Origin of the sequence: Siminovitchia jepli, assembly GCF_047228825.1 — a bacterium.
GTDB lineage: Bacteria > Bacillota > Bacilli > Bacillales > Bacillaceae_C > Siminovitchia.
On the sequence record NZ_JBFEGN010000003.1, the window covers coordinates 54,402 to 67,914 of the forward strand.

The window sequence follows — 13,513 nt, forward strand, 5'->3', positions numbered from 1 at the left end:
AATGACGATCATGTTATTTAAACCGCTTGAAATAAAAAACATTACCTTGAAAAACCGCATTGTCATGTCACCGATGTGCATGTATTCGTGCCATAACGAGGACGGAAAAGTCGAAGATTGGCACTTTACCCATTATACGAGCCGGGCCGTTGGGCAAGCCGGACTCATTATGGTTGAGGCGACTGCCGTTTCCCCCGAGGGAAGGATCAGCCCCCGCGACCTGGGAATTTGGAGTGACGAGCATGTCGGAGGATTGGCGAAGCTCGTTAAAATGGTAAAAACGCACGGTGCGAAAATCGGCATTCAAATCGCCCATGCGGGAAGAAAGGCAATGCTTGAGGGTGAAATTCTCGCCCCCTCCGCCATTGCTTACAAAGACGGGATGAAAATACCGAAAGAAATGGACGGCGAGGATATCAAACATACAATTTCCGCTTTTGGAAAAGCGGCAGAACGGGCAAAGGAAGCCGGGTTTGATGTCATCGAAATACACGGTGCACACGGTTATTTAATCAACGAATTTCTTTCTCCTTTAACAAACAAACGGCAGGATGAATATGGCGGCTCCTTAAAAAACCGCTATCGTTTTTTAAGGGAAGTCATTGCAGCGGTAAAATCGGTTTGGGACGGCCCGCTTTTCGTCCGGGTGTCTGCCTCTGATTATCACCCGGAAGGGCTTCGTCCATCAGACTATGCAACGATGGCCAAATGGATGAAAGATGAAGGCGTTGATTTGGTTGACTGCAGCTCGGGCGCAGTCGTTCCGGCCAAAATAAAACCATACCCGGGTTATCAAGTCCCATTTGCCGAACAAATCAAGAAGGAAGCGGACATTTTGACCGGAGCCGTCGGCTTGATTACGACAGGCATTCAAGCTGAAGAAATATTGCAAAACGAAAGAGCCGATCTTATTTTCCTGGCCCGTGCCCTATTGCGTGATCCATACTGGCCCCGGACAGCCGCCCGGGAACTCGGCTATGATCTTTCACCACCCGCCCAATATGAACGCGGATGGTGAAAAAAGTCACCCCGAGTTCTTTTGGGCCTCCACCTGAATTTTACAAAAATCAGCTGCCAATTTCGTATTCGGAAAAACGGATTGAGCCTCTTGCTCAAGCTCTTTCCAATCCTCGCTTGTATAGCGTGAGCTGATATGAGTGAGACAGAGGGCCCCGGCATTTGCTCTTCGTGCGATTTCCGCCGCCTGGGCGGTTGTCGAGTGGAAATAGTCCCTGGCCATCTGTTTACTATCAGCCGAAAACGTCGATTCATGGACGAGCATATCGGCATTTTGCGCAAGCATAATCGCATTTTCACATGGCCGCGTATCACCCAATATGGCGATAACGCGGCCTTTTTGCGGCGGTCCCACATATTCGCTCCCGTTGATCGTTCTTCCGTCTGCAAGCGTTACTGTCTCCCCGTTTTTCAATTTCTTGTAAACAGGTCCCGGAGGAACTCCCTCTGCCTTGAGCCGATCGGCATCAAGTGTTCCCATTTTGTCTTTTTCAGTAATTCGGAAGCCGTAGCTTGCAATATTGTGATCCAACAGCAGTGTCTCCACCGTAAACTGGTCATCGGCGAATATGATTCCCTCCTCGATTTCTACAATATCAAGAGAGTACTTTAAATGGGTTCCGCTCAACTGGAGAGCAGCCTCGAGAAATGTACGGACGCCCTTCGGCCCGTACACGGTTACATCGGATGTGCCGCCTTGAAAGGAACGGCTGCCAAGCAGGCCCGGCAATCCAAAAATATGATCCCCGTGAAGATGGGTAATAAAAATTTTCTCTATTTTTCTTGGTTTCAATGAAGTATGCAAAATTTGATGCTGGGTCGCTTCCCCGCAGTCAAACAGCCAGATTGCGTTTCTCTCTTCCAATAATAATAAGGCCAGTGCTGAAACATTTCGCAATTTCGCCGGCACTCCCGCCCCTGTACCTAGAAAAAACAGCTCCATTGGCTGCCCTCCTTTCATTTTTTCTATAGTTTACCATATATGAAGAGCAGGTGCAGTTGGCACTCGGGCCGCCCTGCCTGAATATAGTATCGTGGAGGTGTTGCTCCTTGAAACGTGCAACAGTAGAGGATTATTTAGAAAAAGGGATGCATGGCCCGAAAGAGACAAAACCGGAAGAAAGAAAGAAATTTCTCGGAACACTCAGAGAGAGAGTGATCGTTGCCCTGACAAAAAGCCAGGTGATGGAACCGGGCGTCTACCCGGAAATCATACAGTCCATGAAAGAACATCCGAGTGCGCTGTTGTTGTTAAACGGGGAGCTTGATTACTCCTTCCTTGCTGAATATATCCAGGAGGCACGCAAACAAAACATCTCCTTTTCAATTGTAAAAAACAAGGAATTTCGCACGAATATCGGACTGGTGCTTGCTTATCCTTACGCCATCGACAAGGAAAATATTTATATCAGCAAAAAATCATCAAAAAAAGCCCCCAGTCAGCCAAAGAAGAAAAAAAGATTTTTTCTTTCCCTCCTTAAAAAATGGTTTAAAAGAAGCAAATCATGAATCTTTTTTTGCTTGATCCACACCCATTCTTATACTGGAAGGTCCATATTTTTTCGTAATTTCATCGATCGCATCATAGAGGGGCTCTTTTTTCGCTTCTTTTTTGTAGGAAAACAGATCAAGCTGTTCAAATGCTTGATCTGCCTTGATGATTTCCTGGCCGGTAATTCCCAACAGCCTGACCGGCTGTCCGCTCCAATGTTTGATGAACAAGGTTTTTGCCGCCAGATAAATATCCCCGGCTGCAGAGACCGGTTTTGCCTGCATACTGCTTCTTGTGACAGTATCCCAACTGTTGTAGCGAATCATAATCGCTATATTGTTGGCCACGTATGCTTTTCTTTTTAACCGGCCTGCCACTTTGTCCGCGAGTTCCTTCAGAACATGCAGCAGTTCCTCCTGGTTGGATATATCCCGGGGCAGCGTAATGGAGCTTCCGATGCTTTTGTTAACGTTTGCTGCCTCCGGGTCCACCTTTCTCATGTCATTTCCGTTTGCCCGTTCTTTTAACTTGATTCCCTGAATGCCGATGGCTGCCTGCAATTGGATGTCGTTGGCATGGGCAAGGTCTTTGATGGTAAAAATATTAATGGCTGCCAGTTTTTCCGCAGTTTTTTCGCCAATCCCGTGCATTTCAATTACCGGTAAAGGCCAAAGAACGCCCGGTATATCCCTTTTCCGGAGTACAGTAATGCCGAGCGGCTTTTTCATGCCTGAGGCCATTTTGGCCAAAAACTTATTGGGGGCAATCCCGATGCTGCACGGCAAATCCAATTGTTTCATGATCTCCGTTTGAACCTTTTCGGCTATTTGAACGGGGCTCCCCAATTCATGGCCATTGGTAATATCGATATATCCTTCATCGATCGATACGGGCTCTACAAGCCTGCTGAATGTACGCAAAATATCAAACATCGCCTTTGATACGATCCTGTATCTGTCAAAGTTCGGTTTTCTCACAATCAAGTGCGGGCAAAGCTTTTTCGCCTGCCAAACCGGCATCGTCGCTTTGACGCCATGTTTACGGGCCTCATAGCTGCACGTTACAATAATGCCCTTCCGCTGTTTCGCGTCTCCGGCAATGGCGAGCGGCTTGCCTTTAAGGGAAGGGTCGTATGCCATTTCCACTGATGCATAAAAACTGTTCATATCAACATGCAAAATGACGCGCCCGTTTTTCGGATAAAACGTCTTCATTTCCATCAGCTTTTTAACGATCTTCGGCCACGACTTGAACGATTGCCACGACCATTTCGGCAAGCTTCACGAGTTCCTCAATGGGCATCCGCTCATTTGTCGTATGAATTTCCTCGTAGCCCACAGCCAAGTTAACAGTCGGAATGCCAAATCCGGCAATCACATTGGCATCGCTTCCGCCGCCGCTCGTCAACAGTTTGGGCTCCCTGCCAATATTTACAGCCGCCTTTTTGGCCACTTCCACCACGTGATCCCCGTCTGAATATTTAAACCCGGGATACATAACTTCAATTTCAACATCCGCTTTTCCGCCCATTTTTTCGGCAGTTGCTTCAAAGGCGGTTTTCATTTTTTCCGTTTGGGCAAGCATTTTTTCTTCCACAAGCGACCTCGCTTCGGCCAAAATATCTACTCGGTCCGCGACAATATTCGTCGCTTTTCCGCCTTCAAACCGTCCGATATTGGCGGTTGTTTCCTCGTCAATGCGCCCGAGCGGCATATTGGCGATTGCTTTTGCCGCGATCGTTATGGCCGATACCCCTTTTTCAGGCGCCACTCCGGCATGGGCGGTTTTTCCGTGGATAACCGCTTTGATTTTTGCCTGGGTAGGCGCTGCAACGATAATATTGCCGACTTTTTCATCACTGTCCAGAGCAAAGCCGTATTTTGCCCGGATACGGTTCGGGTCCAGCACTTTTGCTCCGACAAGGCCGGATTCTTCCCCAACTGTAATAACGAACTGGATGTCCCCGTGTGATATGCTGTTTTCTTTCAGAATCCGGATGGCTTCAAACATCGCTGCCAGGCCGGCTTTATCGTCCGCTCCAAGAATGGTCGTTCCATCAGTGACCACATAACCGTCTTGAATGGACGGTTTTACACCATTACCCGGCACGACTGTATCCATATGTGAAGTAAAATAGATCGGGTCTGCTTCGTTCTTTGTTCCCGGCAATGTACAAATCAGATTCCCGGCTCCATGGCCCGTCACCTTTGCCGCATCGTCCTCAAACACCTCCAGGCCCAGGTCCTGAAATTTTTCAGTGAGCGCTTTTGCAATTGCAGATTCATTTTTTGTTTCCGAATCAATTTGCACCAATTCAAGAAAATCATCGAGCAGCCGTTTTTCATTCACTTTTGTCATATAAATAACCCTCCATTCATTAAGATTTGAATTATAAAGGTATATTGCCGTGTTTTTTCTTTGGCCTCTCTTCCCGTTTATGGCGGAGCATTTCCAGGGCCTGCACGATCTTGATGCGTGTTTCGCGCGGATCGATGACATCATCGACCATTCCCCTTGCCGCAGCAACATACGGGTTGGCAAATTTTTCCCGATATTCTTCAATCTTCTGGTTTCTCGTTTCTTCCGGGTTTGCACTTTGCTCAATTTCCTTGGAAAAGATAATATTTGCCGCTCCTTGGGGACCCATGACCGCTATTTCTGCGTTCGGCCATGCAAAGACCAGATCGGCGCCAATGGACTTGCTGTTTAATGCCACATAAGCCCCGCCGTAAGCTTTTCGAAGAATCACGGTAATTTTGGGTACTGTCGCTTCGGAATAGGCGTATAAAATTTTGGCGCCGTGCCTGATGATCCCGCCGTGTTCCTGCTTTACCCCCGGGAAGAAGCCTGTTACATCTTCAAAGGTGATGATCGGAATGTTGAATGAATCACAAAAGCGGATGAACCGCGCCGCCTTGTCCGATGAGTCAATATCAAGCCCGCCGGCAAGAAACTTGGGCTGGTTGCAAACAAGGCCGACCGCTTCACCGCGGATGCGGGCAAAACCGATCACAATATTTTTGGCAAACTCTTCCTGCACTTCAAAAAAAGACCCCTCATCAACAACCTGATTGACGACATTCCGGACGTCATAAGGCCTGATGGCATCATAGGGGACGGCATCGGCCAAATCGGGGCAAAAATCATCCTTTTCTTCCCAAGCGCTATGAAGAGGGGCTGCTTCATTGTTTTGCGGCAAATAGGAAAGAAGCTTCCTGACCATGGATAAGACTTCCTCTTCGCTTTTTCCCCGAAAATGCGCATTTCCGCTAACGGTATTATGTATTTTTGAGCCGCCCAAATCCTCTGAAGTGATTTTTTCACCCGTCACCGTTTCGATTACCTTCGGTCCGGTAATAAACATCTGGCTCGTCTTATCGACCATGAACACAAAATCGGTAATGGCCGGTGAATAAACAGCACCGCCGGCACAAGGACCCATAATAACGGAAATTTGCGGAATCACCCCGGAATAAATGGCATTTCGGTAAAAAACATGCCCATAGCCATCAAGCGATACGACACCTTCCTGGATGCGCGCGCCTCCCGAATCGTTTAACCCGATGAACGGTGCCCCGTTTTGGGCAGCCAAATCCATTGCCTTGGCAATTTTTTCGGCGTGCATCTCACCCAACGCTCCGCCGAAAACCGTAAAATCCTGGGAAAAAAGATAAACGGGCCGGCCGTTGATTTTTCCATAACCGGTAACGACCCCATCTCCCGGATATTTTGTCTTTTCCAGGCCAAAATCAGATGAACGATGTTCCGTAAATGGGTTTAACTCTACGAACGTTCCGGGATCCAATAAAAGCTCAATCCTTTCCCGGGCCGTCAATTTCCCTTTCTCATGCTGCTTGGCGATCCGTTCATCACCCCCGCCAAGCTGGGCTGCCATGCGCCGGTCATACAATTCATTTATTTTTTCGTATATATCTGTCATTTACTTTTCCCCCTGCTCCTCTTTTTCACAAAGTTCATACAGGACGCCATGCGCCGATTTTGGATGCATAAAGGCAACGAGAGCTCCGCCGGCTCCCCTTCTGGGGGACTCGTCTATCATCCGAATTCCCTTCTCCTTCAGATCATTGATTCGCTCCTGAATCGAACGGACGCCAAATGCGATGTGATGAATTCCTTCACCGCGCTTTTCAAGAAACGCGGCAATGGGGCCGGCGTTTCGAAGCGGTTCCAATAATTCAATCTTAACATTATGGGCATCAATAAATGCAACTCTTACCTGCTGCGCTGCCACTTCTTCGATGGCCATGCATTTGAGGCCTAGCTGTTCCGTGTAAAAAGGGAGGATAGCTTCGATCGACTGAACGGCTATTCCAATGTGATCCACTTTATTCATTTTGCAACCCCTACAATCATATTTTTTCCGGCCTGGGCTTACTTTGGAAAAAACCAAGCATGCTTGTCTCATTCAAACATTGGATATAAAATAAAGTTAAAGAATCGGGATTCAAGGAGTGAAAACATTTGTCGAATAAAAAAATCCAGCGTGTCATCATTTATCTCATGCTGTTTGCCATGCTTGCCACCACCGTTATGGCCGGATTGTCATTCATGCTCTAATGAAAAACAAGGCCTGCACCTGGGGAGGCCTTGTTTTTTCTATATTGCCCCACTTTCGCGGACCAGTTGTTCCATCGTCTTGCCGGAATGAACGACCCAAATTTTTGTACCGATCGGCACCCTTTCGTACAATTCCTCAAGCGTGCCCGCCGGCATTCGAATACAGCCTTGTGAAACATACATGCCGATTGAAAATGGATCGTTTGTGCCATGTATGCCGTACATTCTGCCATCCGTACCTTTGGCATCAAATCCAATCCATCGCGATCCGAGCGGATTGCGGGGATCTCCCCCTGGAATGTTCTTTTTCCGGTAATACGGGTTGACCGCTTTTACTTTTATCGTAAAAAATCCTTCGGGAGTCAGTTCATTCCTTGCACCTGTTGCCACTTTGGAAGCCAACACAATTTGTCCGTGATCTATTAAAACAAGTTCATTCGTTCTTTTGTTGACAATAATGAGCGTGTCCCCGGGCAACACTTCTGTTCCGAAAGGCCAGAAAACGGACCCGGCCAGCAAACATAAAACAAAGACCGTACGCAAAAGCCTTCACCCTTTTTTGTTAGCTTGTGCGAAAGATGAAGACTCATACTCTTCTAAGGCAATTAAACTTCAGCACAATATTGGTCAAAATAGCGTTGAAGCTTGTTGACAACAGACATCGGATCATGGCCTTCAATTTCGTGGCGCTCAACCATCGTGCAAATTTCCCCGTCCTTCAGCAAGGCAAAAGATGGAGAAGAAGGCGGATAATTGGTGAAATAACTTCTTGCTTTTGCAGTGGCTTCTTTATCTTGTCCGGCAAAAACCGTTACAAGATGGTCAGGACGTTTGTCATAATGGATGGCATGGGCAGCTGCCGGACGAGCCACCCCTCCGGCGCATCCGCATACGGAATTAATCATCACCAAAGTGGTGCCCTTTCTGCCCAGTGCTTTTTCCACGTCTTCAGGGGTTCTTAGCTGTTCATAACCTGCCTGTTCCATTTCTTCACGTGCTCTTTGAACTACATCGTTCATAAATATATTAAAATCCATGCTCATTTTTGTCGCTCCTTTTTGCGGGTTTCTATTGCTATCATAACAATTCGCCCAATATTATTTCAACTTCTGGACCTTTTGGTTTAACTTCTTGTAAAACGGGTATGATATAAATACATCTAGATCCATACCCCTAAACTCCCTAGATGTCTTTTGGACGGCAAGCTGCTGTCCCTTTTTTATGGAGGAGCGAATCTAGTTTCTGTTAAAAACGGAAAAAAGTTGATCACAGGCTCCTTTTACAGTTAACTCTTCATTCATGACTTGATGCTCCATCTTCGGCATCAGTTTTTTTATTTCTGCATGCTCAAAGAAGAGCTTTTGCAGCCGTTCATGAATCAGTGCGTGCAGCCAATCTTTTGCCTGTTTTTTTCGCCTGCTTTCAAACACCCCCGACAACTTCGTCTCTGTTGCAAATTGCTGAATCATTTCCCATACTTCTTTTATTCCCGTGCCTTTCAATGACGAGCAGGGAAGCGCCCGTGGCGTCCAGCCGTCGGTCGGCGATTGTACGAAATGCAAAATTTGCTTAAACTCCCTTGCTGTTTTTTTGGCAAGTTCCACATTACTCCCGTCTGCTTTATTGATAATGATGGCATCAACAAGCTCCATAATGCCTTTTTTCATCCCTTGGAGCTCATCCCCCGCCCCTGTGATCGCAAGCATCATGAAAAAATCAACCATTCCGCGGACGACCCCTTCACTTTGCCCGACACCAACTGTCTCAACAAGGATGACATCATAGCCTGCCGCTTCACAGGCTAGGATCGTTTCCCGGGTTTTTCGGTGGACACCGCCAAGCGTCCCTCCCGATGGAGAAGGACGAATAAAGGCATTGGGATGTTTTGACAGCTGTTCCATCCTCGTTTTATCCCCCAGAATGCTTCCGCCCCTGACAGTGGAACTCGGATCCACTGCCAGCACGGCTACACGATGGCCAAGGTTGCACAGCATTAGGCCAAATGTTTCAATAAAGGTGCTTTTCCCTGCCCCCGGCACACCCGTAATCCCGATTCTGATCGAGTTCCCGGTGTGGGGAAGCAGGCGCTGCATCAGTTCTCCCGCCGCTTTTTCATGACGGGGTGCATTGCTTTCGATGAACGTAATCGCCTTTGAAAGAAACATTCTGTCACCGTCAAGCACCCTCTTAAAAAGTTCATCCACATTTGGTTCCTGCTGGCTTCGTTTAATAAATTTCCTGTATTTCTGCTCACCCATCGATCTCGACCACTTCCTCATATCCAAGGCGCCTGTAAATTTCCTCGATTACCTTTTGGGCAGCAACAGGAATGACTGTACCGGGCCCAAAAATGGCGGAAGCCCCATGTTTTTTGAGAAACTCGTAATCTCCGGGCGGGATTACCCCGCCAATCACCACTACGATGTCTCCTCTTCCCAGTTTATTTAATTCCCCTACCAATTTGGGAAGGAGTGTTTTATGGCCGGCAGCCAATGAACTGAAGCCAATGACGTGGACATCGTTTTCCACAGCCTGTTTGGCTGTTTCTTCGGGTGTTTGGAACAATGGGCCGATATCTACATCAAATCCGAGATCCGCAAAGGCGGTGGCAATCACTTTTGCTCCGCGGTCATGGCCGTCCTGCCCCATTTTGGCAATCAGGATGCGGGGTCTCCTTCCTTCATTTTCGAGGAATTCATCCGCCATTTCCTTGACCATTGCCATTTCTTCTTCATTGGTATAATGGGAGCTGTATACGCCCGATACGGAGCGGATCATCGCTTTATGCCTCCCGCATGCTTTTTCAATGGCCCCCGATATTTCACCGAGCGTCGCTCTTGCCCTGGCCGCTTCAACGGCAAGCTCAAGCAGGTTGCCATTGTTTTGTTCTGCGCATTCGGTTAACGCCTGCAAAGCGGCCTGGACTTGTTCTTCAGAACGGTTTTGCTTTAATTGCTGAATCCGCTCAACCTGCCTTCTTCGCACCTCTTCATTATCAATGTCCAAAATGTCAATGTCTTCTTCTTCATCGACTTGATATCGGTTCACGCCGATAATCGTTTCTTGTTTCGAATCAATGAGCGCCTGCCTTCTTGCAGCGGCTTCTTCAATTCTCATTTTTGGAAGGCCGGTTTCAATCGCTTTCGTCATTCCGCCCAATTCTTCGATTTCGTTGATATGTTTCCACGCGCGGTCCATCAGCTCCTGAGTAAGCGATTCGACGTAATAGGAACCGCCCCAGGGATCAATGACATTCGTAATGCCCGTTTCCTCCTGCAAAAACAATTGCGTATTGCGGGCAATCCGCGCCGAAAAATCGGTCGGCAGAGCGATGGCCTCATCAAGGGCATTTGTGTGGAGAGATTGGGTGTGCCCCATCGCGGCGGCGTGGGCTTCAATAAGCGTCCGGACGACATTGTTAAAAGGATCCTGCTCCGTCAAGCTCCATCCGGATGTTTGGCTGTGCGTTCTCAACGCCAGCGATTTGGGATTTTTCGGCTTGAAGGGACTCATCAGCTGTGCCCACATCGTCCTGGCAGCCCGCAGCTTTGCCACTTCCATAAAATAATTCATCCCAATGCCCCAGAAAAATGATAGACGCGGCGCAAAGGAATCAATATCCAGGCCGGCTTGCAGGCCGGTTCTGACGTACTCCAAACCATCTGCAAGCGTATAGGCCAGTTCAATGTCCGCGGGAGCGCCTGCCTCCTGCATATGGTAGCCGGAAATCGAAATGCTGTTGAATTTAGGCATATTCTTTGAGGTATATTCAAAAATGTCGCCGATGATCCTCATGGACATTTCCGGCGGATAAATATACGTGTTCCGTACCATATATTCTTTTAAAATATCATTTTGGATTGTCCCGGCAAGCTGCTCTTTTTTGACGCCCTGCTCCTCCGCCGTTACGATATAAAAGGCCATGATCGGCAAAACGGCGCCGTTCATCGTCATCGATACCGACATTTGATCAAGCGGAATGCCGTCGAACAATATTTTCATATCGAGAATGGAATCAATGGCAACTCCCGCTTTTCCAACGTCGCCTTCCACCCGCGGATGGTCTGAATCATATCCGCGGTGAGTAGCCAGGTCGAATGCCACTGATAACCCTTTTTGGCCCATGGCCAAATTACGGCGGTAAAAGGCGTTGCTCTCTTCTGCGGTGGAAAAGCCGGCATATTGCCTGACAGTCCAAGGGCGATTGACGTACATTGTCGGATAAGGCCCCCGTGTATATGGGGGGATGCCCGGCAGCGTGTCAACAAACCGCAAGCCGTCAAGATCGTCTCTTGTATATAAAGATTTTACTTTTATTTGTTCATTCGTTTCGTAGCCATTTTCAAAGCTTGATTTGGAACCCGTGCTTTTTTCGCCAAATGTTGGTCGAATCGTTTGGAAATCTGGTTTTTTATGCATTGATCTCATCCTCCCAGCTGTCCAGAATCCCGGCCAGTTTCTTGTAAATGTTTTGCCCGGAGTACAGCGTGCCATCCAGTCCATATTCCGCCAATTCTTCAGCTGAAAAGCGGCCGGCGATATCGATATGGACGTCCGGAACGTTCTCCTTTATCCATCGCCCGATAGGGGCGGCCAACTGATCGTACAAGGCATCCGGACCACAAAGGCAATAATATTTATACGACTTTCTTTTTATAAAAGACTTTACATCAGAAAGCGAATGGCATTCACCGCTCCATTCTGATTGAATGCCCGCCGTGGCCAGCACTCCGGCCGCAAAGTCGGCACGCGGCTTAAATTCCTTTAATTTCCCAAGGCAAATAAGAGCGGCTTCCGGCATAAATCCGGTTTCAGCCAGATTCATCGATCTTTTCCTTAAGCTTTCAAACTGTTGTGCAAGACGCAGCCTGGGAAGCGGCTCTATCTGTCTTTTGTCAAATTCCGTTGGCTTTTTGGCCTTTAAAAGCGGCTCATCCGCTGTTTCCGAACTTAAAGCATATACATTTACACCAATGATCGATTGTTTTCGCGTCTCGGAATCTCTCATTCTTGCAAGGGCGGTTTCTTTTATTTGATGTTGCAGCCAGCCGGATGCAAGAGATTGCAGAATGCCCCCATGTTTGTCAATCTCCAAAAAGAACGCCCACCCTTTTTCAGCCAATTCTTTCGTTAACGACTCAATATAAAAGGAGCCGCCTGCAGGATCCATCACTTTATCTATATAGGATTCATCCTTGAGCAGCAGCTGCGTATTTCTGGCGATTCTTTCGGAAAAAGCGTTCCCTTCCACTGTCAAGTGATCAAAAGGAGTGACGTGAAGAAAATCTATGCCGCCAACAACAGCTGAAAACGCTTCACTTCCGGCACGAAGCATATTGACATACGGATCAATGACCGATTTTGTGAATTCCGAAGTCTCAGCGCTGACGAGAACTTTATTTTGATCATTCGGGATGCCATATGCATCTGCAACCGTCTTCCACAGCATCCGAAATGCGCGGAGCTTTGCGATTTCGGTAAAGAATTGGCTGCCAATCGCAAAATTAAATATGAATTTACCAGCTGTTTTTTCCGGCGGCCAGCCCATTTCCTTCATCTTTTCCACATAAAACACAGCGCCGGCCAAAGCGGCTCCCAGTTCGTGTCCGGCATGACCGCCACCGGCATTGAACGGCTCCAGATCAATCAGAATCGTTTTAAGCTCAGGGTATTGCGAATCCAATGCTTTCAGAACATCCAGCCAGCTTTTCATTTCTTCGCCGTGCTCATCAACAATGAGTCCGGCTTCAAGATGGGAACTGATCATGTCAGTGGCTGCGGCTCCGAAAATGCCGCTTGCATGAGCTTCCAACAGCTTTTTGGCGATTGCAGGATAATTTGATTTTGAAAAAATACATAATGGGACCTTGTTTAAAGCAGCAATCCCGTTTAATTCCGTAAAACTGAGTTCTGCCATATCGTTTAATCGGTCAGGATCAAAAGAGAGCGCATCCTGCCCCCGCTGAAGCGATAAACCGATTTGTTTTTTCAGCTCATTCCAGTCGGGATGGACCAGCCTTTGGGCAATGCGCCACCCTGGACGTTCAGTGCCATAAAAGCCCCGCAAATAAGAACCTTCTCCCGGGAATTGATCTGCAGGTACAGAATCTGCTTCCGTGTACAGAGGGCTTAGTGTAATGCCTTCATACGTTTTTCTGTACAAATGGCCGATCGTATCTTTGCGAAGCGATTTTTTGGCCGCCTCGGCCCACTCCTCCCGGCCGGCTCTCTGAAATGTCGTATTTCTCGCCTGTTCAGTATTCATGCAGCTCTTCCTTTCCCATGCCATCATTGATTACTGCCCGAAAATCATATTGTATATTATCTATATTAGTATAGTTGACACAATGAGACAACTCGCTAATTTTTGTTGTATAACAGATTTATTTTTTACATAAATATTCTAATAGTTACATAGTAACATTT

13 protein-coding genes are annotated in these 13,513 nt (G+C 47.6%); 3 read left to right on the forward strand and 10 right to left on the reverse strand.

The window, feature by feature from the left end:
- Position 1 precedes the first annotated feature (1 nt).
- On the forward strand, positions 2-1,018 hold the full coding sequence (gene namA, locus AB1L08_RS03100) for an NADPH dehydrogenase NamA (RefSeq protein ID WP_413063213.1): 1,017 nt from the start codon (positions 2-4) through the stop codon (positions 1,016-1,018).
- Between the two features lie 6 nt (positions 1,019-1,024).
- Here namA and rnz read toward each other — a convergent pair whose 3' ends face one another.
- Positions 1,025-1,960 (reverse strand): ribonuclease Z, encoded by a 936-nt coding sequence (rnz, locus tag AB1L08_RS03105; RefSeq protein ID WP_413063214.1) that lies wholly within the window; start codon positions 1,958-1,960, stop codon positions 1,025-1,027.
- A gap of 107 nt (positions 1,961-2,067) precedes the next feature.
- Here rnz and AB1L08_RS03110 point away from each other — a divergent pair, with 107 nt between their 5' ends.
- Complete coding sequence (locus AB1L08_RS03110) at positions 2,068-2,526, forward strand: YueI family protein (protein ID WP_413063215.1); 459 nt, start codon at positions 2,068-2,070, stop codon at positions 2,524-2,526.
- Here the strand turns inward: AB1L08_RS03110 and AB1L08_RS03115 are convergent.
- Genes AB1L08_RS03115 through mce form a run of 4 tightly spaced genes read right to left on the reverse strand, consistent with a single transcriptional unit; the run spans position 2,521 to position 6,863 of the window.
- Positions 2,521-3,723, reverse strand: a complete 1,203-nt coding sequence (locus AB1L08_RS03115) for a DNA polymerase IV (protein ID WP_413063293.1) — start codon at positions 3,721-3,723, stop codon at positions 2,521-2,523. The two genes, AB1L08_RS03110 and AB1L08_RS03115, sit on opposite strands and share 6 nt — an antisense overlap.
- A 13-nt stretch (positions 3,724-3,736) precedes the next feature.
- A complete protein-coding gene (locus AB1L08_RS03120; RefSeq protein WP_413063216.1) occupies positions 3,737-4,867 on the reverse strand; it encodes a M20/M25/M40 family metallo-hydrolase in 1,131 nt (376 codons plus the stop codon).
- A gap of 31 nt (positions 4,868-4,898) precedes the next feature.
- The gene (locus AB1L08_RS03125; protein ID WP_413063217.1) at positions 4,899-6,449 is read right to left on the reverse strand and encodes an acyl-CoA carboxylase subunit beta; all 1,551 of its coding nucleotides are present in this window, start codon (positions 6,447-6,449) and stop codon (positions 4,899-4,901) included.
- The gene (gene mce / locus AB1L08_RS03130) at positions 6,450-6,863 is read right to left on the reverse strand and encodes a methylmalonyl-CoA epimerase (RefSeq protein WP_413063218.1); all 414 of its coding nucleotides are present in this window, start codon (positions 6,861-6,863) and stop codon (positions 6,450-6,452) included. It lies immediately after the preceding gene.
- Positions 6,864-6,991: 128 nt separating this feature from the next.
- Here mce and prli42 point away from each other — a divergent pair, with 128 nt between their 5' ends.
- Complete coding sequence (gene prli42 / locus AB1L08_RS03135) at positions 6,992-7,087, forward strand: stressosome-associated protein Prli42 (protein WP_413063219.1); 96 nt, start codon at positions 6,992-6,994, stop codon at positions 7,085-7,087.
- Between the two features lie 39 nt (positions 7,088-7,126).
- On the opposite strand, the gene AB1L08_RS03140 is transcribed toward prli42, so the two are convergent.
- The 5 genes from AB1L08_RS03140 to AB1L08_RS03160 all read right to left on the reverse strand — a co-directional run bounded on the left by AB1L08_RS03140 (position 7,127) and on the right by AB1L08_RS03160 (position 13,352).
- Positions 7,127-7,630 carry a L,D-transpeptidase gene (locus AB1L08_RS03140; protein ID WP_413063220.1) on the reverse strand — a complete coding sequence of 168 codons (504 nt, stop codon included), beginning with the start codon at positions 7,628-7,630 and terminating at the stop codon, positions 7,127-7,129.
- Between the two features lie 62 nt (positions 7,631-7,692).
- Positions 7,693-8,130, reverse strand: a complete 438-nt coding sequence (locus AB1L08_RS03145; protein WP_413063221.1) for a BrxA/BrxB family bacilliredoxin — start codon at positions 8,128-8,130, stop codon at positions 7,693-7,695.
- Positions 8,131-8,322: 192 nt separating this feature from the next.
- On the reverse strand, positions 8,323-9,366 hold the full coding sequence (gene meaB / locus AB1L08_RS03150; protein WP_413063222.1) for a methylmalonyl Co-A mutase-associated GTPase MeaB: 1,044 nt from the start codon (positions 9,364-9,366) through the stop codon (positions 8,323-8,325).
- Positions 9,338-11,506 carry a methylmalonyl-CoA mutase gene (gene scpA, locus AB1L08_RS03155; protein WP_413063223.1) on the reverse strand — a complete coding sequence of 723 codons (2,169 nt, stop codon included), beginning with the start codon at positions 11,504-11,506 and terminating at the stop codon, positions 9,338-9,340. Before scpA ends, meaB begins: the two co-directional genes overlap by 29 nt.
- Positions 11,499-13,352, reverse strand: coding sequence for a methylmalonyl-CoA mutase family protein (locus AB1L08_RS03160; RefSeq protein ID WP_413063224.1), 1,854 nt, complete (start codon positions 13,350-13,352; stop codon positions 11,499-11,501). Before AB1L08_RS03160 ends, scpA begins: the two co-directional genes overlap by 8 nt.
- Between the last annotated feature and the right edge of the window lie 161 nt (positions 13,353-13,513).